General features: G+C 59.3%; 23 protein-coding genes. 20 read left to right on the top strand and 3 right to left on the bottom strand.

Features of this window, described 5'->3' with window-relative positions:
- The first annotated feature begins 33 nt into the window (after window positions 1-33).
- The 10 genes from cheW to flhF are packed head-to-tail and all read left to right on the top strand — an operon-like array spanning window position 34 to window position 11956.
- Complete coding sequence (gene cheW, locus DD235_RS15425; protein WP_420810478.1) at window positions 34-528, top strand: chemotaxis protein CheW; 495 nt, start codon at window positions 34-36, stop codon at window positions 526-528.
- Between the two features lie 30 nt (window positions 529-558).
- Window positions 559-2298 carry a methyl-accepting chemotaxis protein gene (locus DD235_RS17195; RefSeq protein WP_275667554.1) on the top strand — a complete coding sequence of 580 codons (1740 nt, stop codon included), beginning with the start codon at window positions 559-561 and terminating at the stop codon, window positions 2296-2298.
- Between the two features lie 3 nt (window positions 2299-2301).
- The gene (locus DD235_RS15415) at window positions 2302-3156 is read left to right on the top strand and encodes a CheR family methyltransferase (RefSeq protein ID WP_109063014.1); all 855 of its coding nucleotides are present in this window, start codon (window positions 2302-2304) and stop codon (window positions 3154-3156) included.
- Window positions 3153-3902, top strand: a complete 750-nt coding sequence (gene cheD, locus DD235_RS15410; RefSeq protein WP_109063013.1) for a chemoreceptor glutamine deamidase CheD — start codon at window positions 3153-3155, stop codon at window positions 3900-3902. The genes DD235_RS15415 and cheD overlap by 4 nt, the downstream gene beginning before the upstream one ends.
- Before the next feature lie 53 nt (window positions 3903-3955).
- On the top strand, window positions 3956-4966 hold the full coding sequence (locus tag DD235_RS15405) for a protein-glutamate methylesterase/protein-glutamine glutaminase (protein WP_239990189.1): 1011 nt from the start codon (window positions 3956-3958) through the stop codon (window positions 4964-4966).
- Between the two features lie 36 nt (window positions 4967-5002).
- The gene (cheY, locus tag DD235_RS15400; RefSeq protein WP_109063011.1) at window positions 5003-5389 is read left to right on the top strand and encodes a chemotaxis response regulator CheY; all 387 of its coding nucleotides are present in this window, start codon (window positions 5003-5005) and stop codon (window positions 5387-5389) included.
- Between the two features lie 21 nt (window positions 5390-5410).
- Window positions 5411-6055: a protein phosphatase CheZ gene (gene cheZ / locus DD235_RS15395; RefSeq protein ID WP_109063010.1), complete on the top strand. Its 645-nt coding sequence runs from the start codon at window positions 5411-5413 to the stop codon at window positions 6053-6055.
- An 11-nt stretch (window positions 6056-6066) separates the two neighbouring features.
- Entirely contained in the window at window positions 6067-7224 is a 1158-nt protein-coding gene (gene flhB / locus DD235_RS15390) for a flagellar biosynthesis protein FlhB (RefSeq protein ID WP_109063009.1), read from the top strand.
- On the top strand, window positions 7221-9323 hold the full coding sequence (gene flhA, locus DD235_RS15385; protein ID WP_109063008.1) for a flagellar biosynthesis protein FlhA: 2103 nt from the start codon (window positions 7221-7223) through the stop codon (window positions 9321-9323). The genes flhB and flhA overlap by 4 nt, the downstream gene beginning before the upstream one ends.
- Before the next feature lie 5 nt (window positions 9324-9328).
- Window positions 9329-11956: a flagellar biosynthesis GTPase FlhF gene (flhF, locus tag DD235_RS15380; protein ID WP_109063007.1), complete on the top strand. Its 2628-nt coding sequence runs from the start codon at window positions 9329-9331 to the stop codon at window positions 11954-11956.
- Between the two features lie 54 nt (window positions 11957-12010).
- Here flhF and DD235_RS15375 read toward each other — a convergent pair whose 3' ends face one another.
- From DD235_RS15375 to flgA, 3 genes are all read right to left on the bottom strand, one after another.
- Complete coding sequence (locus DD235_RS15375; protein ID WP_109063006.1) at window positions 12011-12490, bottom strand: flagella synthesis protein FlgN; 480 nt, start codon at window positions 12488-12490, stop codon at window positions 12011-12013.
- A 5-nt stretch (window positions 12491-12495) separates the two neighbouring features.
- Window positions 12496-12819: a flagellar biosynthesis anti-sigma factor FlgM gene (gene flgM / locus DD235_RS15370; RefSeq protein ID WP_162300516.1), complete on the bottom strand. Its 324-nt coding sequence runs from the start codon at window positions 12817-12819 to the stop codon at window positions 12496-12498.
- A gap of 138 nt (window positions 12820-12957) precedes the next feature.
- Window positions 12958-13665 carry a flagellar basal body P-ring formation chaperone FlgA gene (flgA, locus tag DD235_RS15365; RefSeq protein WP_162300515.1) on the bottom strand — a complete coding sequence of 236 codons (708 nt, stop codon included), beginning with the start codon at window positions 13663-13665 and terminating at the stop codon, window positions 12958-12960.
- 167 nt (window positions 13666-13832) lie between these two features.
- On the opposite strand from flgA, the gene flgB reads away from it, so the two are divergent.
- From flgB to flgK, 10 genes are all read left to right on the top strand, one after another.
- Entirely contained in the window at window positions 13833-14252 is a 420-nt protein-coding gene (gene flgB, locus DD235_RS15360) for a flagellar basal body rod protein FlgB (RefSeq protein ID WP_109063003.1), read from the top strand.
- A gap of 18 nt (window positions 14253-14270) precedes the next feature.
- Window positions 14271-14690, top strand: coding sequence for a flagellar basal body rod protein FlgC (gene flgC, locus DD235_RS15355; protein WP_109063002.1), 420 nt, complete (start codon window positions 14271-14273; stop codon window positions 14688-14690).
- 29 nt (window positions 14691-14719) lie between these two features.
- Window positions 14720-15421, top strand: a complete 702-nt coding sequence (locus DD235_RS15350; RefSeq protein WP_109063001.1) for a flagellar hook capping FlgD N-terminal domain-containing protein — start codon at window positions 14720-14722, stop codon at window positions 15419-15421.
- A gap of 98 nt (window positions 15422-15519) precedes the next feature.
- Window positions 15520-16728 (top strand): flagellar hook protein FlgE, encoded by a 1209-nt coding sequence (gene flgE, locus DD235_RS15345; RefSeq protein WP_109063000.1) that lies wholly within the window; start codon window positions 15520-15522, stop codon window positions 16726-16728.
- A 2-nt stretch (window positions 16729-16730) separates the two neighbouring features.
- On the top strand, window positions 16731-17492 hold the full coding sequence (locus DD235_RS15340) for a flagellar basal body rod protein FlgF (protein ID WP_109062999.1): 762 nt from the start codon (window positions 16731-16733) through the stop codon (window positions 17490-17492).
- Between the two features lie 46 nt (window positions 17493-17538).
- Window positions 17539-18324, top strand: a complete 786-nt coding sequence (gene flgG, locus DD235_RS15335) for a flagellar basal-body rod protein FlgG (protein WP_109062998.1) — start codon at window positions 17539-17541, stop codon at window positions 18322-18324.
- 18 nt (window positions 18325-18342) lie between these two features.
- The gene (locus DD235_RS15330; protein WP_109062997.1) at window positions 18343-19065 is read left to right on the top strand and encodes a flagellar basal body L-ring protein FlgH; all 723 of its coding nucleotides are present in this window, start codon (window positions 18343-18345) and stop codon (window positions 19063-19065) included.
- Between the two features lie 6 nt (window positions 19066-19071).
- Window positions 19072-20193, top strand: a complete 1122-nt coding sequence (locus DD235_RS15325; RefSeq protein ID WP_109063105.1) for a flagellar basal body P-ring protein FlgI — start codon at window positions 19072-19074, stop codon at window positions 20191-20193.
- A gap of 18 nt (window positions 20194-20211) precedes the next feature.
- Complete coding sequence (gene flgJ / locus DD235_RS15320) at window positions 20212-21255, top strand: flagellar assembly peptidoglycan hydrolase FlgJ (protein WP_109062996.1); 1044 nt, start codon at window positions 20212-20214, stop codon at window positions 21253-21255.
- A gap of 58 nt (window positions 21256-21313) precedes the next feature.
- The gene (gene flgK / locus DD235_RS15315) at window positions 21314-22978 is read left to right on the top strand and encodes a flagellar hook-associated protein FlgK (protein ID WP_109062995.1); all 1665 of its coding nucleotides are present in this window, start codon (window positions 21314-21316) and stop codon (window positions 22976-22978) included.
- Window positions 22979-23030 lie beyond the last annotated feature (52 nt).

Raw genomic sequence — 23030 nt, 5'->3', positions numbered from 1 at the left:
GAGAATTGATGGAGAAGTGTCATGACACAGCAAATGAATGCACTGGTTCGCAGCAGCGACGACGTGACTTCCGGTAATGAGTTTTTGGTGTTTACCCTGGGCCACGAAGAATACGGGATCGATATTCTCAAGGTGCAGGAAATCCGCGAATATGATGTCGACGGTGTGACCCGCATCGCCAATGTGCCCTCGTTCATCAAGGGCGTGACCAATCTGCGCGGCATTATCGTGCCGATCGTCGACCTGCGTATCAAGTTCAATCTGGGCGATGCCCAGTACAACGAGCAGACGGTGGTCATCATCCTGAACCTTGAGCGTCGCGTGGTCGGGATCGTTGTCGATGGTGTGTCTGACGTGCTGATGCTCAATGCGAGCCAGATTCGTCCCGCTCCGGAATTCGGTGCCACATTGTCGACCGAGTATCTCACCGGACTGGGTACGGTCGATGAGCGCATGCTTATCCTGGTGGATATCGAGAAACTGATGACCAGTGACGAAATGGCACTGGTGGAAAAGGTCGGTACCTGACGCATCCAAGCATGGGAAGAAGGTAGACGCGTGCGAAAACTGTTAGTCAATCTGAGCCTGCGCAGCAGCATCATTTCGGTGCTGCTGCTGTTTTGCCTGATGCTGGTGGCAGGGGCCGGGCTGGGCCTGGTGCCCCTGAGCTGGAACAATACAGAGTTCCAGCGCAATGCCGAGCAATCCGAACAGGTGTTGCGCCTGCAAGGAGCGGTGTCGCGCCTGGATGAAACCGTTGCCCTGTATCTTGACTTGAGAGCCGCACAGTCCAGTGTCGTCGAGCGGTACTACATCGCAGAGCAGGCAGCTCCCGTAACGCCGCGCATTGAATACGATGCACTGGGAAATCCCGTGGCTGTACTGCCAGCGGCAGCGGCCCGGGGGCTTGGACCTGCCAGCCGGATTCGCCTTGCCGCTGCGCAGCAGCGGCTGGCAGAGGTCAGCGAGGCGCTTGAGCAGTTCAAGACGGCAGCAGTGAGTTCCGGTGCAGATCAGGCCCAGTTGCAGGCATTGTTGTCTGCATGGAACAGTGTCGTTGGCCAGATATTTCCGCGACTCTTGTCTGCCCTTGATAAGGCTGACATGCAGGCTTATCACACCATACTTGCGGATGACCTGGAGGAGCGTGAGGTCCAATTGGGCGAGGCGTGGGCCAACTGGCGGCATACCCTTGAAAGCCTGATCGAACAATCAGCCAATGCCACCCACCAGCAGTCCGAACAGGCGGAATATCGTTTCAAATGGATTGTTGGCGGTGTTGTGGTCGGCATGATCAGTTCCGTCCTGCTGGTGCTGCTGACCTATATTTACCTGCAATGGTTGGTCTTGCGACCTCTTGAAGAGGTGGTCGGGCATATCGAAGCCGTTTCGCAGGGTGATCTGACTACGCGGGTACGTGGTGAATCGCGTAATGAAATCGGACGTCTCAATGCCGTATTGCGTCGCATGCAGACCAACCTGACTCGCATGGTGTCGCAGGTCCGCCGCGGCGTGGACGAAATCAATCTTGGCGCGCGTGAAATTTCCCACGGCAACTCGGATCTCAGCAGCCGTACCGAGCAGCAGGCAGCTTCTCTTGAAGAGACCGCAGCCAGCATGGAGCAATTGGCTGCCACCGTCAGCCAGAACGCAGATCATGCCCGCCAGGCTGATCAACTGGCCAGCAGCAGCATGGAAGTGGCACGTCGTGGTGGCAGTGCAGTCGCCGATGTTGTGAATACGATGCAGGATATTTCTGGTAGTTCGCGAAAGATCGCTGAAATTGTCAACGTGATTGATAGCATTGCCTTTCAGACCAACATTCTGGCGCTCAATGCCGCAGTGGAGGCCGCCCGTGCAGGAGAGCAGGGCAAGGGCTTTGCCGTGGTGGCAGGAGAAGTACGCTCGCTGGCACAACGCAGTGCCCAGGCTGCCAGAGAGATCAAGATCCTGATTTCAGAGTCCGTCAACAAGGTCGATGTCGGCTCCAGTCAGGTTGAACATGCCGGCATGACCATGGACGAGATCGTGGCGGCAGTTCAACGCGTAACGGACATCATGGCCGAGATATCTTCTGCCTCGCAGGAGCAGGCAACGGGTATCGATCAGGTCAATCAGGCTGTGACACAGATGGACTCGGTCACTCAGCAAAATGCAGCGTTGGTGGAACAGGCTGCTGCTGCGGCAGCCTCCCTGGAAGAGCAGGCGCGCAATGTCGCCGAGGCGGTAGCCGCATTCAAGGTGGCCTCCAACGAGGTGATCGATGTGCCCATGGATCGTCTGGTAAAGCAGGGATAGGAAATGTCAGTAGAAATGACGTCTCCACAAGCATCCGAGCGGGAGTATGTGCTCAGCGATCGTGATTTCGAGCGCGTGCGCGCCTTGATCTACGCGCGCGCGGGCATTGCGCTGGGCGCGCAGAAACGCGAGATGGCTTACAGCCGCCTGGTCAGGCGGCTGCGGAATTTTCCGGGCGTGGATTTCAAGACTTATCTGGATCTGCTCGAGAATGACGCCAACTCTCCGGAGTGGGAAGACTTCACCAATGCGCTGACAACCAACCTGACTGCGTTTTTCCGGGAGCCGCACCACTTTCCGTTGCTGGCAAAATTTGTCACGCAGCGGCAGGATCCGGTCGAAGTCTGGTCCTGTGCCGCTTCTACCGGAGAGGAACCTTATTCGATCGCCATGACACTGACCGAGGCCCTGGGGAGTCGTGCTTCGCAGGCCAGGGTGCTGGGGACCGATATCGATACCAAGGTCATTCAGCAGGCTCAGCGTGGTGTGTATGCCATGCAGCGTGTCGAGGGTATGTCACAGGAACGGCTCAAGCGGTTTTTCCTCAAAGGCAAGGGCGAGCAGGCCGGCTACGTCAAGGTCAAGCCGGAATTGGCACGCATGCTCGAATACCGGCCGCTGAATCTGCTGGACCGTGACTGGGGGATGCAGGGACGAAAATTCGATGTGATTTTCTGTCGGAATATCATGATCTATTTCGACAAGAAAACCCAGGCTGAAATTCTCAAGCGGTTCGTGCCGCTGATGAAGCCGGGGGGCTTGCTGTTTGCCGGACATTCGGAGAACTTCACCTACATCACGAACGATTTCGTGCTGCGTGGGCAGACCATGTATGAATTGACCGGAGGGCGCCCATGAAAGCACTGGGCCCCGACGCTCGTGCCACTCGCGAATACTACGACAACGATCATCAGACGGCAGCCGTCAAGATCCTGCCCAACGAATACTACGTGGCCAAGGCAGGCCAGGGCATGATGCTGACGACAGTGCTGGGGTCGTGCGTGGCAGCCTGCATCCGTGATCCACATACCGGTGTCGGTGGCATGAACCATTTCATGCTGCCTGGGGGCGCACAGACGGGTGGCGACAGTACCATGCGCTACGGTGCCTATGCGATGGAAGTGTTGATCAACGAAATCCTCAAGGCCGGAGCGGTACGCGAGCGGCTGGAGGCCAAGGTGTTCGGTGGCGGAGCCGTGCTGCACCAGATGACCTATCTGGATATCGGCAATCGCAATTCGGATTTCGTGCTTGAATATCTCAAGGTCGAGCATATTCGTATTGCGGCGCAGGATCTGCGTGGCACGCATGCCCGGCGGGTCAACTATTTTCCTGCGACGGGGCAGGTACTGGTGCGCAAACTGGCCGGTAGCCGTGACGATGCGGATGTCATTCGTCAGGAAGACGAGCTGCAGCGCTTCATGGGGGCATCGCCACGAGCGGGCCGCGTCGAACTGCTGGGTGGCGGGCGCAAGCCTGCCGTCGGCGGTGCGGGGACCGCGGCTGCCGGTGCCGGCTCGTCAGCCATGGAGCGGTTGAGGGCGTATAACCAAAGCGGGCGGGTCGAGTTGTTGCAGCGTCCTCCCAAGAAGGAGAAATTGTGAAACCCAAGATTCGCGTATTGTGCGTGGATGATTCCGCACTGGTGCGCGGGTTGATGACCGAGATCATCAACAGCCAGCCGGATATGGAGGTCGTGGCCGTGGCCCCAGACCCCCTGGTGGCGCGTGAACTGATCAAGCAGCACAACCCTGACGTACTGACGCTGGATGTCGAAATGCCGCGCATGGACGGCCTGGACTTCCTTGAAAAACTCATGCGGCTGCGTCCCATGCCGGTCATCATGGTGTCATCCTTGACGGAACGTGGGGGCGAGATTACGATGCGGGCGCTCGAGCTGGGGGCCGTCGATTTCGTGACCAAGCCCAAGCTGGGTATTCGTGAAGGGCTGCGCGACTATACAGACCTGATTGCGGAGAAAATCCGCATTGCGGCCAGCGTGCGGCTTGCCGCCCGTCCCAAGCTGGCGGCTCCGGTCGTACCGCAACGCCTGATCAGCCCGCTCTCCAGTACCGAGAAACTGATCATCATCGGGGCCTCGACGGGTGGAACCGAAGCCATCCGGCATGTGCTGGAGCCCCTGCCGCCCGATTGCCCGGCCATCCTGATCACGCAGCACATGCCGGCAGGCTTTACGCGTTCATTCGCGCAGCGGCTTGATGGTTGCTGCGCCATGACGGTGCGCGAGGCCACGCATGGTGAGCGCGTATTGCCAGGACATGCCTATCTGGCTCCCGGTGGTGAGAGTCATATGCGGCTGGCGCGCAGCGGGGCCAACTATATTGTCGAACTGGATGCCAGCGAGCCGGTGAATCGGCATCGGCCTTCAGTGGATGTGCTTTTCAATTCGGCAGCCAAGATGGCGGGCAAGAACTCCATAGGTGTGATTCTCACCGGTATGGGCAAGGATGGTGCTGCAGGTCTGCTGGCGATGCGCCAGGCGGGTGCTCGTACGCTGGCACAGGACGAGGCCAGTTGCGTGGTGTTCGGGATGCCGCGTGAGGCTATTGCCATGGGGGCGGCTGAAGAAGTCGTGTCTTTGAATGAAATGAGTAGCCGTGTACTGGCCAGACTGGCAGGTATGGGTGATCGTGGAAATCGTGTCTAGCCGGCGTTCCGGCTAGGGTTTTGGAGCATTTGGAATATGGACAAGAATATCAGGATCCTGGTTGTGGATGATTTCCCCACGATGCGTCGCATCGTGCGCAACCTGCTCAAAGAGCTGGGGTTCGAAAACGTCGACGAAGCCGAGGATGGTGCCCAAGGGCTGGACAAGCTCAAGAATGGCAACTTCCAGTTCGTCGTGTCGGACTGGAACATGCCAAACCTGGATGGCCTCGAAATGCTCAAGACGATCCGGGCAACGCCTGAACTGTCGCATCTGCCCGTGCTGATGGTGACGGCAGAGGCCAAGAAGGAAAACATCGTGGCGGCCGCCCAGGCCGGTGCCAGCGGTTATGTCGTCAAGCCGTTTACCGCTGCCACGCTGGAAGAAAAGCTCAACAAGATTTTCGAAAAGCTGGCTGGATAAGATATGTGAAGGAGTGTCTCCATGGCACAGATTGAAAATCCGGCGGCCTCCCAGAACCTGCCCGATCAGGAACTGATCCAGCGTATCGCCGGTCTCACGCGCATGCTGCGAGACAGCATGCGCGAGCTTGGTCTCGACCGCGCCATCAAGGATGCTGCCGAGGCCATTCCCGATGCACGTGATCGCTTGCGCTATGTGGCGCACATGACCGAGCAGGCTGCGACACGGGTACTGTCGGCAACCGAGGCAGCACAGCCCGTGCAGGACGAGATTGCCAAGGGTGCCACCGAACTGGAAAAGCGTTGGGCAGCCTGGTTCGACCAGCCCCGAAATCTCGAATTGCCAGAAGCCCGTGAACTGGTCGATGATACCCGCAGCTTCCTGCGTGCGGCACCGGACAAGGTGCAGCAGACGCATTCACTGCTGCTGGAGATCATGATGGCGCAGGACTTCCAGGATCTGACGGGCCAGGTCATCATGAAGATGATGGATGTCGTCGGGGCGATCGAGAAAGAACTTCTGCAGGTTTTGCTCGACAATGTTCCTAAGGAAAAAATCGACAATTCCGACAGCCTGCTGAATGGCCCCCAGGTCAATACCAACAAGGCTGATATCGTGACCGACCAGGAGCAGGTTGATGACCTGCTGGCAAGCCTGGGCTTCTGACCTGAGCGGGTATGGCAGAAGACAGCGACCTGGAAAAGACAGAACCAGCCTCACCCAGGCGCCTGGAAAAGGCGCGTGAGGAAGGCCAGGTTGCTCGTTCGCGGGAACTGACGACGTTTCTGATGTTGCTGGGAGGCGTGTCCACGCTGTGGCTCGGTGCTGGCTGGATGTACCAGCAACTGGGCAGCATCTACCATCGCGGCTTGGCCTTTGACCAGATCGTGATCGCAGATCCGGGCCAGATGATTGTCAATGCAGTCTACATGTTCGGCCTTGGTTTGCTGGCCGTGGCACCGGTCATGGGGGTCTTGGCGGTTCTGGCCGTGCTGGGATCGGTGGCGATGGGTGGGCTGGTGATTTCCACCAAGGCGCTGGAACCCAAGTTCAGTCGGATGAATCCACTCAGTGGTCTGCAGCGACTGGTGTCGATGCAGTCACTGGTCGAACTGTTCAAGGCAGTGGGCAAGTCGCTGCTTATCGGTGGTGTCGCTGCCTGGGTCATCTGGGGCAATCGCGATGCCATGCTGGACCTGATTGGGGCACCGGTGCAGGCTGCAATTGCCAAGGCCCTGGACATGGTTGCCATCAGCTGCATCATCGTGGTGGCTACGCTGCTGCTGATCGTTGCGATCGATGCGCCCTGGCAGCTTTTCAGCCACCTGAAAAAATTGCGCATGTCCAAGCAGGATCTGAAGCAGGAGCACAAGGAAAGCGAAGGTGATCCCCAGATCAAGGCCCGGATCAAGCAGCAGCAGCGGGCGATGTCCCGCAGACGCATGATGTCCCAGGTGCCAATGGCCGATGTTGTGGTGACCAATCCGCTGCGATTTGCTGTGGCCTTGCGCTACCAGGAAGGCGTGAATGGCGCGCCGACCGTGATTGCCAAGGGCAGCGGGTTGATCGCTGCCCGCATCCGCGAGATCGCGACCGAACACAAAGTGCCTATTCTTGAGGCTCCACCGCTGGCCCGTGCGTTGCACAAACACGTGGAACTGGACCAGGAAATCCCTGCCGCACTGTACACTGCGGTGGCGGAGGTGCTGGCCTGGGTATTTCAGTTGCGTACATGGCGGCAGCACGGCAAGGGTGCCGAGCCGACAGCGCCCAGAAAACTACCCGTACCGACCAATCTCGACCCCCTGGCATCCCAACCGACTGAATCTGCATGAACTCTATATTGACATTGCTGCGAGGACAGGGGGCGGCCTATTCGAAGTTGCTGGCCGGTCCGATACTGATCGTCCTTATTCTGGGCATGATGATCCTGCCCTTGCCGCCTTTCGTGCTGGACTTGATGTTTACCTTCAACATCTCGCTGTCCATCATGATCCTGCTGGTGGCGATGTTTACTCGCAAGCCGCTGGATTTTGCTGCATTTCCTTCAGTCCTGCTGTTCGCCACTTTGTTGCGCTTGTCACTCAATGTGGCTTCGACGCGTGTTGTTCTGATGAACGGGCACGAAGGGCCTGATGCAGCGGGCAAGGTCATCGAGGCGTTCGGGCATTTCCTGGTCGGCGGCAACTTCGCCGTTGGCCTGATCGTGTTCATTATTCTGGTGATCATCAACTTTATCGTGATTACCAAGGGGGCGGGCCGGATCGCCGAGGTGGGTGCTCGCTTTACCCTGGACGCCATGCCTGGGAAGCAGATGGCGATCGATGCCGACCTCAACGCAGGTTTGATCGGCGAGGCCGAAGCACGCAAGCGACGGGAAGAGGTGGCACAGGAGGCCGAATTCTATGGTTCGATGGACGGTGCCAGCAAGTTCGTGCGCGGTGACGCTGTTGCCGGTCTGTTGATCATGGTGATCAATGTCATCGGGGGGCTGATCGTTGGCGTCGGGCAGCATGGCATGGGGTTTGGTGAGGCCGCCCATGTTTATACGCTGCTGACCATCGGCGATGGCCTGGTGGCTCAGGTTCCTGCTCTGGTGATCTCTACTGCGGCAGGTGTCGTGGTGTCGCGCGTGGCGACAGACCAGGACATTGGCCAACAGGTAATGGGGCAATTGTTCTCCAATCCCCACGTGCTGTTCCTGACGGCGGGCGTGCTTGGCCTGATGGGGTTGATTCCCAACATGCCACATGTGGCATTCCTGTCTCTGGCGGCTATTCTGGGCGCAACGGGCTGGGCTATCTACAAGCGTCAGCAGCGCGAGATGGAGGAACAGGCGCGGATGCCACTGGAGCAGGAGACAGCGGCAGCCACAACTGCGGTTGAAGCCAGTTGGGACGATGTTTCCCTGGTGGATCTGCTGAGCCTTGAAGTAGGCTACCGGTTGATTCCTCTGGTGGACCATACCCAGGGTGGCGAGCTGTTGCAGCGGATTCGCAGCCTGCGCAAGAAATATGCCCAGGATGTAGGTTTCCTGCCTCCGGTCGTACACATTCGCGACAACCTGGAATTGCGGCCAGGAGACTACCGTATCCTGCTGTCCGGTGTCGAGATCGGCAAGGGCAGTGCCGAACCGGATTTCTGGCTGGCGATCGATCCTGGTGGCATCGACCAGGCCGTGCAGGGTGTACCCACTCAGGATCCAGCTTTTGGCTTGCCTGCGCTCTGGATCGAGAACGGAGTGCGTGAAAAAGCGCAGGCGGCAGGTTATACCGTGGTGGATGCAGGCACCGTGATTGCCACCCACATCAATCATCTGATGCATCAGCACGCCGCAGAGTTGCTCGGGCGCCAGGAAGTGCAGCAGCTGCTTGACCGGATCGGTCGCGAGGCACCCAAGTTGGTCGAGGATTTCGTGCCCAAGACCGTTTCCCTGTCGACTCTGCAAAAGGTATTGCAGGGACTGTTGGCCGAAGAGGTGCCGATTCGCGACATGCGCAGCATTATCGAGACGATTGCCGAGTATGTCCCGCGCATTGTTGCCCAGGGGGGCACGCCGGATGCGACTGACCTGTTGCCCCAGGTGCGCCGCAGCTTGGGCCGAGCGTTGGTTCAGCAGTGGTTCGAGGGCAAGAATGAGTTGCGGGTGATCGGTCTGGAGCCCAGGCTCGAGCGTGTGCTCGGCCAGGCTATTTCCACCAGTGGTGCCCTTGAGCCAGGGCTGGCCGAAACCGTGTTGCGTGAGACACAGGCAGCTGTCGAACAGCAGGAGGCCAATGGCGATCCTCCCGTGTTGCTCGTGCCGACGCCGCTGCGCACTGCGCTGGCCCAGTTTCTGCGCATGCACATTCCCCATATGGCCGTCTTGGCCAATAGTGAAATACCCAGTGATCACATTATCCGTGTGACTGCTGTGATCGGAGGTCAGGCGTGAAGGCAATGCGGTTTACCGGTGCCACGGCACGGGAGGTGATGGGGCAGGTCAAGGCTGCGTTGGGTGAGCATGCCCTGATCATTTCCAGCAAGCGGGTCGGTGACCAGATTGAAGTGGTGGCAACCGGAGCCGACGAGATCGAAGTGACGCAGGTCACGCCGGCACCCTCTGCGCCAGCGCGTCCTGCGCCGACAGCACATGCAGCGCCTGCTGCGCCGTGGCAAGGGCGTCCTGCCCCTGTGGCTCCTCCTGCGCAGGAAGTTCCTGCAGCGCCGATTGTCCAGCCACAGCGCTTCGCACCCGCCATGGCTGCCTATGCTCAGGCTGCTGAACAGCCAACCCAGAATCTTGCACCAGCACAGGCCTCTGCGGAATCAGTTCGGCCTGCGTCCGTACCTGCAGAGGCCGGGCGCTCGGGGACGGCAGCGTCAGGGCAGGCCGAAGCACAGATGGCAGAGGCGCTGGCCAATTTCCAGAACCTCATGTCCAGTCGCCTGGATGGTCTGGTATGGGGTGATACCCTCAAGCGTGCGCCCACTCGGGTAGCGTTGATGCGCGATATGCTGGCGGCCGGTTTCAGCACCGTACTGACACGCGAGTTGCTGTCGGCCATGCCGGAGCACCTGACAGAAAACGTCGCCATGTTCCGGTGGCTGCGGCAGGAGCTTGCCGCCCGCCTGCAGGTTGTGGCTGACGATACCGCCGTGCTGCGACAGGGCGGCGTCTATGCGCTGGTGGGCCCCACGGGAGTCGGCAAGACCACCACAATAGCCAAGCTGGCTGCGCGCTGGGTACAAAAGGAAGGTCGCGATGCCTTGGCATTGATCACGACGGATGGCTACCGGATCGGGGCACACGAACAGCTCCAGACCTATGGCAGGATCATGGGCGTGCCGGTTTTCCCGATGCGCCACGACGGCGATCTGAAGCCATTGATGCAGCGGCTTGAGGACAAGCGGGTCGTGCTGATCGACAATGTCGGGCTGAGTCAGCGTGACCAGGGGGTTGAACGCCAGTTGGCCATGCTGGATGCAGCGGGTCGCAGCGTACAGCGGCTGGTCGTGCTCAATGCCGCCAGTCAGGGCGATACCCTCGAGGAAGTGCTGAATGCTTTTTCCGTCCGCGCTGAGAGCGGGGAAACACAAAGCACCCTGCGGGGCTGCATCATTACCAAGGTTGACGAGTCCACGCATATCGGTTCCGTACTGGACGCAGTGATCCGTCATGGGGTGCCCATCCATTACGTGTCGGGTGGCCAGCGTGTGCCCGAAGACCTGACCCTGCCTGATGCCATGGATCTCGTGGAGCGCGCGCTTGCCAAGGTGGGTCAGGAAAAATCCGGCCTCTATGCACCTGCCGAAGCAGATCTGGCGGCCCTGATGGGCAATGTCCAGGCTGCTGCGGAAAGTGGGCCGGGCGGTCCGGGTACGGAAGAACGACAGCGTGTGTTGCACTGGCTGATGGCACAGGGGCAACCTGAGCAACAGGGGCAGGAAGGGGCCGAGGCGGCCTATCAGGCGGCGCTCAACTGGATCGCCTATGACCGTGCCAGCAGGCTGGCGCGGGAAAGCTGGCGCGACCAGGTCTATCTGCCTGGTGATGGCCGGGTCAGCGTGGCGTCGCTGGCGCAGTTGTGGCTCAAGACGGCGCGCGACGCTTACACGTCGGTATGCGAAAACTATATGCTGGCGCTGCATGGTCGCGTATCCCTGGCAGCCAACGTGCCCGTGACGACACTGGCCGGCGCGCTGATGATGAGCGATACCGGGCAGGTCATGACAACACCCGCGCAGCAATTGCTGATGCCCTACGGATCCTTCAGTGCCTGCGAACCGCACGACATGCCGGTGGCCCTGGATGTCAACGATGCTTTCCGGCAGCGAGTGGCCTGGCTGCAGCAGGGCGTGGCGCACATGCCGACTGTACATGTGTTCGACCGGGTGCCGCAGACGCAGATGGAAGCTCTGGATATGCCCCATCTCAAGTGGCTCATGCTGGTAGCAGGTAGTCTCAAGTTGCAGACGGCTCAGGGTGCGGTCTCAAGTGTGCGCGAATTGGCCGATCATCTTGCATATGTGCCACTGCGTCGTCGCCCGGACGGTATGGCCGAGTTGCGGGCGGCCCCGGCCGGCCGGCTGGGCAGCGGTGATATTCTGTTGATTGGGCAGGCTCGCGTCAATTGGTTGCAAGCGGCTCTTGTCGAGGGCGAGGCGGGGCATGTGAGCGATGTCACACCTGCAGAGCTGAGGCTGGTCGTGATCCGTTCCCTGAATCCTGAGACTGGGCAGGTGATGAACCAGTGGTTCGGGTTGAGCAACATGCCGGAGATCAAAGTGTCAGCCGATATGCTGGCCGTCTGGATGATGCAGTATGAACATGCTCGCGTGTGTTTCAAGTACATGGCCCAGGCCTGGCCCTTGCTGGATGGTGTCGGTAACGAGGATGCCTGGTTGCAGCGTGCGATGCTGGCCGGTCAGCTGGGCGCGGCGACCTGGCAACTGACGCATACGACGCATGCAGCACCATTTCGCGAACTGGTGACACGCTTGACGGGATGGACGCCGGCGCAATCGGGCAAGAATACGCTGGCTGCCTTGCTCAAGACCTTTGCATTTCTGGAAATGGCGGTCTAGGTACGCCTGTCTCCAAAGGCAGCAGCAAGCCCATGCCGACTTGGCATGGGAAGTTCAGCCAGCGATCTGACCCGGCCGTCGCTGGCGTATCGCCTTGGTCTTGCCCTGTGCGTCGTACAGTTGGTTGCTGCGTTGCGTTTTGCGCATGGCGGCCAGAGAATCATCAATGTACTGTCGATGTACATTGATGATGATGCCGTTATGACGGTTCTGTTCGGCTGCCTTGCCGGCGGCTGTCATCAGTCGATCCCAGCCAGCCTTGATTTCTTCGTGCTCAAGTGCGGCAGTAGAGGGCGATTCGGGATTGTCGGCGGCAAGGCCGAGAGACTGGAGGATCTCGATGCGCTGCCTTGTGCTGTCTTCGAGGCGATCGGCGAAGATCTGTTTCTTTTCTGCGATCTGATTGAGTTCAAGCAGGGTGTCGACACCGTTCAGGAGGTCGGACTCCTGGAGCAGCACATCCACGAACTGTTCGACCAATTCGGCTTCCTGAGAAAGCGCGGTTGAGAGATCCTGGATCGTGTTTGCGGTCATGGTAGTCAGCGATGGAGTTCGCGGATGTTGTCGATCAGGTTGTCGGCAATCCGCGATGAGTCGATCTTGAACTCGCCGGCCTTGATGGCAGCGAGGACTCGGGCGACTTTGGCCTGGTCGATATCCTGGGCAGGAGACTGCTGGGCCAGGATGGCACGCGAGGCAGAGCTCAGCGTAACCGGCGCGCTGTTGCCTTGCGCTGTTGTCTGGCCGGCTTGGTGTTGCGTGGCGGAATTGGAGCGGGCGTATTCAGCCGCCGACGACTGCGCACGGTTCAGCGCCCGGTCGGCAGCCGGTGTCACTGAGGCGAGTGTAGGCAGAACTTTCACGGTTATCTCCAAGCGCTTGCGCGTCGATTGTATGGCAGATCATGGGTCTTGCCATACATAACGGAGAGATTGCGGGATTCTTTAGAGTAACAAAGGTGAAAAAATATTCTTGGATACTGACGGACCCGGTGGATCCCTTCAGAGCGGAATCTCGACAGTCCTGGCATCCAGCACCACGCCGGTCACGATTTGTCCTGACGCTGCTCGCACCTGGACACGGCTGCCAGGAGAGGCATCGGCCATCGCCTGTCCTTCGCCGGTGACGACAAATCCTGAGCCCCGGACGATGAGACGCACGGACTGGCCTCGTAATACGGAGTCAGCATGTCGCAACGAGCCCAGCCGGAGCGGCTGTCCAGCGGGAATACGCTGGCGTGCCGATGTTTCGACGGCCTGAGCCGGGTCCATGACGGCGTCATCGGGCAAGCCAAGCAATTCGCCTTCCTGTGGCGAAAGCGCATCGGCAGTTACAGCGTCACCAGGCTGCAGTGTCCGGGTGGTGACGTAGTAGGTGCCGATCAGGCTGATCTGGGTGGGCACGTACAGTGTCCAGTTCGTTGGTGCCAGGCAGCGTACCCCGATCGACATCCTGCTGCGCAGGCGCGAGCCGCCAGAGCGTGTGATGCTCAGTTCATCGCAGTCTGAGTAACGGGTCAGGTCGGGAATCTCGGGTACGACTTCGATGTGTCCGGGCAGGTTCTGGGTTTCCTGCTGGAGATGGGATGCGATGGCCTCATGGATACGTGTGGCTAATTCAGACTCAGCGGCGGCAGGGGCGGCCCGGACGGTCAAGGGTAGGCATGCGGCCAGGAAAAGGAGGGCTCCAAGCAGGCGTTGTATCAGCATGAAACGAGTGTAGAAGTGGTGGCAATGAGGCATTTTTCAAACAAACGGGGAAATTCAGGCTTGTTTGCGGGATTGCATTGCATAATGGCTACGTAAGATTCATAAGTCGTAAAAGTAGACATGCCTTGCAAAGGGTGTTGTTACAAAAGGGATTGAGCGGAGTATCCATGCCTGTACTGGATCGCATCAACGAGCATTTCGGCTTTCATCAGAAAGCCATCGGCCTGCGCGCAGAACGCCAGGAAGTATTGTCGTCCAATATTGCCAATGCCGATACGCCCGGCTACAAGGCGCGCGACTTTTCGTTCAGCGATGCGATGCAGCAGGCCATGGAAGGCAGCCGCCGTCTGCCGGATGTCAGTCTGGCGCTGACGTCCTCGCGGCATATTCCGGCCAAGGCACATAGCACGGGCGGGCCCGAAACGCTCCTGTATCGCCAGCCGCTGCAGCCCAGCCTGGATGGTAATACGGTCGACATGGATGTTGAACGTGTGCAGTTCGCAGACAACACGCTGCGCTACCAGACGGGTCTGACCGTCATGTCGGGCCGGATCAAGTCGTTGCAGTCTGCGCTGCAGTCGCAATGATGACAAAGGATTGAAAGTATGCCCCTGATGAGTATTTTCGATATCGCGGGTTCGGCCATGGCGGCCCAGTCGCAGCGCATGAATGTGTCGGCCAGCAATATGGCCAATGCCGACAGTGTTGCAGGTCCCGATGGGCAACCCTATCGGGCTCGCCAGGTCGTTTTCCAGGTTGCCCCTGCAGCAGGCCAACCTTATGGTCAGGAAGTCGGTGGCGTGGCCGTTGCCGGTGTGATTCAGGACAACACATCTCCCCTGCGGATGGAATACAACCCTGGGCACCCCATGGCCGATGCCCAGGGCTATGTGGCCATGCCCAACGTGGATGTCGTAGCGGAAACGGTCAATATGATTGCCGCATCGCGTTCCTATCAGGCCAATGTTGAAGTGCTCAATACAGCCAAGTCGCTGATGCAGCGTACCTTGACGATCGGACAGTAAGACGGCGCAAGCCGAGTAAGGATTCCCTCATGGCGACAACAGATACCAGCAATACCGTAGTCAACAACAGTGGTGCCGCGATGCGGCTGGCTGCTGCGCAGAACGAGGCTATTCTCAAGGAAACCCAGGACCGTTTTCTGACGCTGTTGGTGACTCAACTGCAGAATCAGGATCCGCTCAACCCGATGGACAATGACCAGATCACGTCGCAGATGGCACAACTGTCGACGGTCAATGGCATCAATCAGCTCAATAATACCTTGCTGTCGCTGAGCGGGCAGATCGATATCGGGCAGTCGATGCAGGCTACCAGCCTGATCGGCAAGAGTGTGCTGATTCCCGGCACGGCGGTCAAGGTTGGCAGCAATCCGAACGACCCATCTCTGCGCGAGGCGACGCAATTTGGCATCGATTTCATGGCCCCGGCGGCAAAAACCACGGTGCAGATTACGGATTCCAGTGGACAGGTGCTGCGTACCATCGAGCTTGAGAACCAGCAGATCGGTGTGGTATCGGTGGACTGGGATGGCAAGAACGATCTGGGCGAGGCTGTCCCTGATGGACAGTATGAAGTCAAGATCACGGCTGTGGATGCAGAAGGCAAGGAAGTCCTTGCCGAGGCGCTCACCGCTGGTGGCGTGCGCAGCGTGGTGTACACCGCTGATGGTTTGAAACTGGATCTTGGCATGGGCAAGCAGGTCAGCCTGTTCGATATCCGCAAGATCATGTAATGAGTCCGGTCGGGCAGTCCATCATGTCGTCGGCAGCGACATGATGGTCATGCCAGGCTGGAAGGGTCCAACAATCAAGGTAATCAAGAGGTTCAATCATGGGTTTCGGACAAGGTTTGAGCGGCCTGAACGCCGCGTCGCAGAATCTGGACGTCATTGGCAACAACATCGCCAACTCCGGCACGGTCGGTTTCAAGGCCGGCTCGGCTACCTTCGCAGACGTATATGCCAGCTCTCGTGTGGGCCTGGGTGTGCAGTTCACGGGTGTGAGCCAGCGCTTCACGACCGGCAATATCACCAGTAGCGGTGGTGAGCTCGATATGGCCATCGATGGCCCCAAGGGCTTTTTCCGTGTGGTAGATACCAGTGGTGCCGTGATGTATACCCGCAACGGTCAGTTCTTCAAGGACAAGGACCACAATATCGTCAATATCCAGGGGCATCAGCTCACGGGGTACCAGGGCGGGGCAGTCGGTACGGATCCCGTGCCGCTGGTCGTACCTGTTGAGAATATCGCTCCCCGCGCAACGACCACGCTGACGGCATCCAAGCTGACGCTGGATGCGAATGCCAGTGTTGTGCCTGCCACACCGGTATTCGATGCCGATGATGCCAGCACCTACACCAAGGCGGAACAGCGCACGGTATACGATTCGCTGGGCAACGCCCACAACATGAAGTTGTATTTTGCCAAGCGCGATGCCGCTGGTGGCAACAGCGTATGGGATGTCTATCCTTACCTGGGATCTGACCCGATGACGCCGGCATCTTTTCAGATGACCTTCAACAATGAAGGGACGCTGCTCTCGGGCGGCAATCAGACGCTGACTTTCGCGACGCCTGGCGGCACGACCTCGCCTGCAGCACCGCTGAGCATCGCCACGAACTTCAACAACGCTACCCAGTTCGGTGGCGAAGCCAGCGCCAACCTGCTGCAAGATGGTTATGCCACTGGTGAATACGCCAGCGTGTCGGTCGATCGCGATGGCACGATCGTGGCCAAGTACACCAATGACCAGAACCGCGTCATCGGTATCCTGGCGCTGGCTGACTTCAACAACCTGCAGGGGCTGCAACCGCGTGGCGGCAATGCCTGGGTCGAGACCTCGGCATCCGGTCCTGCAAACTTGGGGCAGCCGGGTACCAATGGCCTGGCCGTCATCAAGGGTAGCTCCATCGAAGAGTCGAATGTCGACATGAGCCAGGAGTTGGTCAACATGATCATCGCGCAGCGTACCTATCAGGCCAATGCGCAGACGATCAAGACGCAAGACCAGATCATGCAGACGCTGGTCACGATGCGCTGAGCATGGACCGCATTCTGTTCACGGCGGCTGGTGGTGCGGCGCGGTCCCTGGAGAGCCAGGCCGCCCTCAGCAACAACATGGCCAATATCAATACGCCAGGGTTTCGCGCCGAAATCGCGGCGTACCGTGCTGTGCCTATCGTCGGTGATGGGTTGCCGACTCGTGTGGCAACCGTCATGACCACCCCTGGTGCGGATTTTTCGCAGGGAGTGCTGCAGACCACGGGCCGGGAGCTGGATGTGGCCGTAGCCGGGCAGGGGTGGTTTGCCGTACAGACGCCCAATGGTGAAGCCTATACACGGGCAGGCAGTTTCCAGGTCGGTGTCGACGGCGTACTGCGTACGACCCAGGGTTATCCGGTGGTGTCTGCCGACGGTGGGCCGATCGATGTCCCGGAACGCGCGCGTCTGACCTTTTCCACCGATGGGACGCTGGTGGCGCTGGGTGCGGGTGACCCCCCAAACGATGTTGTGGCGCTTGGGCAGATCAAGCGTGTCAACGCTGGTCCGGGTGAGCTGGTGCGGGGTGATGATGGCTTGTTCCGTCCTCCGCCAGGGCCCAATGGACAAGCTGCCGGACCGCTACCCAATGATCCTGCCATTGGCATTGTCTCGGGTGCTCTGGAGGGCAGCAATGTCAATCCGGCCGCAGCCATGGTGGGCATGATCAACAATGCCCGCCGTTTTGAAATGCAGATGAAGGTAATCCAGCACGCCGATGGCAACGCTCAGCGCGCCAATGGCATTCTGTCCCCTTCCAATTGATGAATACTGATGCCCGTACTGCGGGCTCCAATGGAGTAAAGCAATCATGATCCGTTCGCTCTGGATTGCCAAGACCGGGCTGGAAACCCAGCAAATGGGGATGGACGTCATCTCCAACAACCTGGCCAACGTCAGTACCAATGGCTTCAAGCGCTCACGTGCCGTGTTCGAAGACCTGATGTACCAGACCCTGCGCCAGCCGGGGGCCCAGGTTGGGGATGCCAACCAGTTGCCATCCGGCCTGCAGCTGGGTACGGGCGCGCGCGTGGTAGCCGTAGCTCGGGTTCAGACTGATGGCAATCTGAATCAGACGGGTAACGAAATGCATGTGGCGATCGAGGGCCGTGGCTTCTTCGAAGTCGAGATGCCGGATGGTACGCTGGCCTATACCCGCGATGGCGCACTTCAGAAAGACCAGAATGGACAGCTTGTCACGGCCGGTGGTTACGTGATTCAGCCGCCGATCAATATTCCCGACAATGCACTGACGATGACGATCGGCAAGGACGGCACGGTATCCGTGACCCAGCCTGGTGCCGCAGGTGCCAGTGTGCAGGTAGGCCAGTTGCAAGTGGCGACCTTCATCAACCCGACTGGCTTGCAAAGCATCGGCCAGAACCTGTATCTCGAAACAGATTCGTCCGGTCCGGCCAATGTCCTGCAGCCCGGTCTCGATGGTGCCGGTACGCTGGCACAGGAATACCTTGAAACGTCCAACGTCAACGTGGCCGAGGAACTGGTCAACATGATCACGACCCAGCGGGCCTACGAAATCAACAGCAAGGCCGTCTCGACGTCAGACCAGATGCTGGCGCGCTTGACGCAACTGTAAGACAGGCGGGTGTCGGGCATGATCGCAGTGTGGAATGCAGTGGTGTGGCGTGATGCAGTACGCCGTCTGGCCTTGCTGGGCGGGATCGCCCTTCTGGGTCTGGGTGGGTGTGCCCTGGTGCCGCCCGAGCCCGTCGTGGTGGGACCGCTGACGGCACCGCCACCACCGCCGTTGGCAGAGGTGCGAGTGCCCAATGGGTCGATCTACAGCAATTCTGCCTATGGCAACTATCCGTTGTTCGAGGATCGCCGGCCGCGCAACACGGGCGATATCGTGACGATCGTGCTCAACGAGCGCACCAACGCAGCAAAGGGTGTTTCCACGAGCACCAATCGTACTGGAGGGGTGGGTGTCACCTTCGGCGCGACCCCGGCCATTTTGCCAGGTGCGTTTGGGGATCGGCAGAATACCGACCTCGAAGGCAACAATCAGGCACAGGGTACAGGCAACAGCAGTGCCAACAACACTGTGTCCGGCACGATCACGACCACCGTGATCGGCGTATTGCCCAATGGCAATCTGCAGGTCGCCGGGGAAAAGCAGATCGCCATCAACCGGGGCAGTGAGTACGTCCGCTTCTCGGGGGTGGTGGATCCGCGCACGATCAATGGCAATACAAACTCCGTATCTTCGACCCAGGTCGCCGATGCACGCATCGAGTACCGCAGCAAGGGCACCATGGACGAAGTACAGACCATGGGCTGGCTGCAGCGCTTTTTCCTGATAGCTTCGCCTTTCTGATCCATGATGTCCTGGAACCGAATTCTCGCCTGCCTCTCGTCCATCCTGCTCTCCGCAATGCTGGCGGGGCCTGCTGCAGCTGCGCCTGAACGTATCAAGGATCTGGCCAACGTCCAGGGGGCGCGCGGCAATCCGCTGATTGGCTATGGACTGGTGGTCGGGCTTGACGGCAGTGGCGACCAAGTCCGTCAGACGCCCTTTACGCAGCAGAGCCTGACCAACATGTTGTCGCAGCTTGGCATTACCGTGCCGCCTGGTACAAATATGCAGCTCAAGAACGTTGCAGCCGTTATGGTGACCACGACCCTGCCAGCCTTTGCCCGTCCAGGCCAGACGCTGGACGTCGTGGTGTCGTCGATGGGGAATGCCAAGAGCCTGCGTGGCGGTACACTCCTGATGACGCCGCTCAAGGGGGTGGATGGGCAAGTCTATGCGATTGCCCAGGGAAATATGCTGGTTGGTGGTGCCGGTGCCTCTGCGGGGGGCAGCAGCGTGCAGGTCAACCAGCTCAACGGTGGACGTATTTCCAACGGCGCGATCGTCGAACGCCCCGTGCCGACCATGCTGGCCCAGGACGGCCTGATCCATCTCGAAATGATGGATTCAGATTTCGGTACCACTCAGAATGTAGTCAACGCGATCAATCAGCGCTTCGGCTCTGGTGCAGCACAGGCGCTTGATGGTCGACTGGTGCAGATCCGGGGCCCGCTTGATCCATCGGCTGTGCCGGCATTTCTGTCCCAGCTCGAGAATATCGAGGTGCGGCGCGCTCCGGCGGTGGCCAAGGTCATCATTAACGCCCGTACCGGCTCGGTGGTCATGAATCGCAATGTCACGATCGATGAAGCGGCCGTGGCGCATGGCAACATTTCAGTAGTCATCAATCGTAGCGCGGCCGTCAGCCAGCCTGATACCCCCTTTACCGATGGGCAGACGGTGGTGGTGCCGCAGACCGAGATCAGCATGCGTCAGGAAGGTGGTGGCCTGCAACTGGTCAAGACCAGCACCCGGTTGTCGGATGTGGTCAATGCACTCAATGCCCTGGGTGCCACGCCTCAGGATCTGCTGTCCATTCTGCAGGCAATGCAGACGGCGGGTGCCTTGCGCGCCGAACTTGAAATCATCTAAGGCGGGCAGCACGCGATCATGGCGATTGATTCATCGGATTCCCTGCAATACCGCGCCAATATGGTGTTTGATGTACGCGAGCTCGACAGCTTGCGTGGGGCGGTGCAACGTACGCCTGAGTCGCGGGCTGCGCAGCAGCAGGTTGCTCAGCAGTTCGAGTCGCTGTTCCTCAACATCCTGCTCAAGCGCATGCGCGAGGCGACACCTCGCGAAGGGCTGTTCGACAGTGACCAGACCCGGTTGCTGGAGTCCATGCGTGATGAGCAACTGGCCATGGATCTTTCCAACCCCGGGATCGGGCTGGCTCAGGCCATCCTGCAGCAAATGCAACAGGGTATGGGATCAGGGTTGCCTGCAGGTGCGCTGGCGGATGCTTCCCGACAGGCAGGCGAGGATGATGACTTCCTGAATGCGCTGCCGGTCCATGATGGCAATGATCGTCACCTGCGTACCTGGGAAGCCGAAGTGCAGTCGCCAGGAGTGGCCAATCTGATGGATGTCATGACGCAGCAGGATCCACAGCTGGCTGCGCAGACCCGGGTACCGCGTGCCGCCGGCATTCAGCGTCAGCAGGCCGTCAGCGAAGCCCTGGCCGCTGGGGCACCACAGCATGTCGTCGATTTCGTGGCACGCATGGCACCGCAGGCCCGTAATATTGCAGAGGATAGTGGGGTCCCGGCTCGCTTGATGCTGGCGCAGGCGGCTCTCGAATCCGGTTGGGGCCAGCGGGAGATCCGCCATGCAGATGGTCGCAGCAGCCATAATTTGTTCGGTATCAAGGCGACGGGCAATTGGAAAGGCAAGGTCGTGCATGTCATGACGACTGAATACCAGGACGGTGTGGCGCAGAAAGTCATGCAGCCGTTCCGTGCCTATGATTCCTATGAGGAGTCGTTTGCTGATTACGCGCGCTTGATCAGTCGCAGCCCACGCTACCAGGCAGTCATGGAAGCAACCTCTGAGCATCAGGCTGCTCGCGCCGTCCAGGCTGCAGGCTATGCAACCGACCCGCGCTACGCGGACAAGCTGATCCGTGTCATGGCCCAGATGGGCCCACACTAAATAATGCGCCTTGCGTGCCGTTATAGTGTTGGATCATAGACATTAAGAGTGCAAGACGATGAATCTATACAACCTTGGCGTGGCAGGTATCAATGCGGCCCGCATCAAGCTGGACACCACGGGCCACAACCTGAACAACGTGGACACGGTTGGGTTCAATCGTCAGAAGGCCCTGACCTCCACGGCGGGTGCCACCTTGTCAGGCAATGGTTTTATCGGTCGCGGCGTGCAGATCGATGGCGTCGTGCGCCAGTACGATGACTTCCGCTTTCGCCAACTGGTATCGGCCCGTTCGACGGAGTCGTTCTACGGTGCCTATGCCGGCCAGATCGGCCAGCTCAACGACTTGCTTGCCGACAAGACGGCGGGCGTCAATCCTGCCCTGACCAAGTTTTTCGATAGTGTGGATGCCTTGGCCAGCCAGCCCGGCATGCCCGCTACCCGCCAGGAAATGCTGGGGCAGGCACAAAGCCTGGTCACGCAGCTCAATGAAGCCAATCGCTTCCTGAGCAACCAGCGTGATGATCTCAATACCCAGATTCAGACCACAGTCGAGCAGATCAACAGCTATGTCGAGCGCATCAACGACCTGAACAAACAGATCGTTTCTGCCAAGGCGACGGCACGCGATGGGCAGCATCCCAATGACCTTTATGACCAGCGCGATCAACTGGTCAGTGAACTCAACCAACTGGTCGATGTCCAGTTCACCGAAGAGGGTTCCTATTTCAGCCTGAGCATTGGCAACGGCCAGACCCTGCTCTCTGGCGAACAGGTGTTTCCGCTGAGCGCAGTGCGTTCGTCGGGAGATCCGTCGCGTCTGGTCATTGCCTATTCCTCACCCAATACTGGCGGTGGATTCAGCCAGGTCGAGATCAAGGAAAACCTGATCAAGGGTGGACAACTCGGTGGGCTGCTGGCTTTCCGCCGCGATACCCTCGATACCGTCCAGAATGATCTTGGCAGGCTGGCAACGGGACTGGCACTTGCTTTCAATGAGCAACACGAGCAGGGATTGGATGCCTTTGGGCAGCCTGGTGGCGCATTCTTCAACGTGGCAAATCCCACTGCGCTGGCCAACAGCCGTAATGCCACCACCACGGGGTCCCTGGGGGTCCAATTTGCTGCCAGCGGTACGACGCCAGCCTACCAGGCTCTGACTGGTCACGACTACGAGCTCAAGTACGATGGTACCGACTATACGTTGACCAATCTCACTACAGGGCAGACCTATACCCCGGTGACGGACAATATGGTCGTCGATGGTGTCCAGTACACACTGCCGGCAACGGCCAGTGCAGGAGACTCCTGGCAGATTCAGCCGGTGCGCCAGGGAGCACGTGATCTCGGACTGGCCATTACAGAGCCCGACAAGATCGCGGCAGCCGACAGTTCCGGCGGGGCCACCAATGGCGAAAACGGCCTGTTGCTGGCCAAGCTGCGTACCGAGCGTATCCTGGGCAATGGATCCCTGAATCCCAATGACGCCTTTTCCCGACTGATCAACAAGGTTGGCGTCAAGACCCAGGAGGTCACCACGGCCAGCAAGTCCCAGCAGAACCTGGTGACGCAGCGGCTGCAGGCTCAGCAGGATGTTTCGGGAGTCAACCAGGATGAGGAATTGATGAGCCTGATGCAGTTCTCTGACCAGTACCGCGCAGCAGCTCGCCTTATCGATGTCGGTTCACAACTGTTCGATACATTGCTGGGACTGCGCAACTGATTGCGGTTGGCCCAATAGATATACAAGATTGACGGAATAACCAGGATATAAC

Source organism: Corticimicrobacter populi (assembly GCF_003123725.1).
Lineage (GTDB): Bacteria > Pseudomonadota > Gammaproteobacteria > Burkholderiales > Burkholderiaceae_B > Corticimicrobacter > Corticimicrobacter populi.
This window is presented reverse-complemented; position numbering and strand designations above follow the sequence as displayed.

Coding starts and splice junctions, on each gene's coding strand:
- cheW (WP_420810478.1), top strand. CDS start 34: ATGAATGCACTGGTTCGCAGCAGCGACGACGTGACTTCCGGTAATGAG.
- DD235_RS15415 (WP_109063014.1), top strand. CDS start 2,302: ATGTCAGTAGAAATGACGTCTCCACAAGCATCCGAGCGGGAGTATGTG.
- cheD (WP_109063013.1), top strand. CDS start 3,153: ATGAAAGCACTGGGCCCCGACGCTCGTGCCACTCGCGAATACTACGAC.
- DD235_RS15405 (WP_239990189.1), top strand. CDS start 3,956: ATGACCGAGATCATCAACAGCCAGCCGGATATGGAGGTCGTGGCCGTG.
- cheY (WP_109063011.1), top strand. CDS start 5,003: ATGGACAAGAATATCAGGATCCTGGTTGTGGATGATTTCCCCACGATG.
- cheZ (WP_109063010.1), top strand. CDS start 5,411: ATGGCACAGATTGAAAATCCGGCGGCCTCCCAGAACCTGCCCGATCAG.
- flhB (WP_109063009.1), top strand. CDS start 6,067: ATGGCAGAAGACAGCGACCTGGAAAAGACAGAACCAGCCTCACCCAGG.
- flhA (WP_109063008.1), top strand. CDS start 7,221: ATGAACTCTATATTGACATTGCTGCGAGGACAGGGGGCGGCCTATTCG.
- flhF (WP_109063007.1), top strand. CDS start 9,329: ATGCGGTTTACCGGTGCCACGGCACGGGAGGTGATGGGGCAGGTCAAG.
- DD235_RS15375 (WP_109063006.1), bottom strand. CDS start 12,490: ATGACCGCAAACACGATCCAGGATCTCTCAACCGCGCTTTCTCAGGAA.
- flgA (WP_162300515.1), bottom strand. CDS start 13,665: ATGCTGATACAACGCCTGCTTGGAGCCCTCCTTTTCCTGGCCGCATGC.
- flgB (WP_109063003.1), top strand. CDS start 13,833: ATGCCTGTACTGGATCGCATCAACGAGCATTTCGGCTTTCATCAGAAA.
- flgC (WP_109063002.1), top strand. CDS start 14,271: ATGCCCCTGATGAGTATTTTCGATATCGCGGGTTCGGCCATGGCGGCC.
- DD235_RS15350 (WP_109063001.1), top strand. CDS start 14,720: ATGGCGACAACAGATACCAGCAATACCGTAGTCAACAACAGTGGTGCC.
- flgE (WP_109063000.1), top strand. CDS start 15,520: ATGGGTTTCGGACAAGGTTTGAGCGGCCTGAACGCCGCGTCGCAGAAT.
- DD235_RS15340 (WP_109062999.1), top strand. CDS start 16,731: ATGGACCGCATTCTGTTCACGGCGGCTGGTGGTGCGGCGCGGTCCCTG.
- flgG (WP_109062998.1), top strand. CDS start 17,539: ATGATCCGTTCGCTCTGGATTGCCAAGACCGGGCTGGAAACCCAGCAA.
- DD235_RS15330 (WP_109062997.1), top strand. CDS start 18,343: ATGATCGCAGTGTGGAATGCAGTGGTGTGGCGTGATGCAGTACGCCGT.
- DD235_RS15325 (WP_109063105.1), top strand. CDS start 19,072: ATGTCCTGGAACCGAATTCTCGCCTGCCTCTCGTCCATCCTGCTCTCC.
- flgJ (WP_109062996.1), top strand. CDS start 20,212: ATGGCGATTGATTCATCGGATTCCCTGCAATACCGCGCCAATATGGTG.
- flgK (WP_109062995.1), top strand. CDS start 21,314: ATGAATCTATACAACCTTGGCGTGGCAGGTATCAATGCGGCCCGCATC.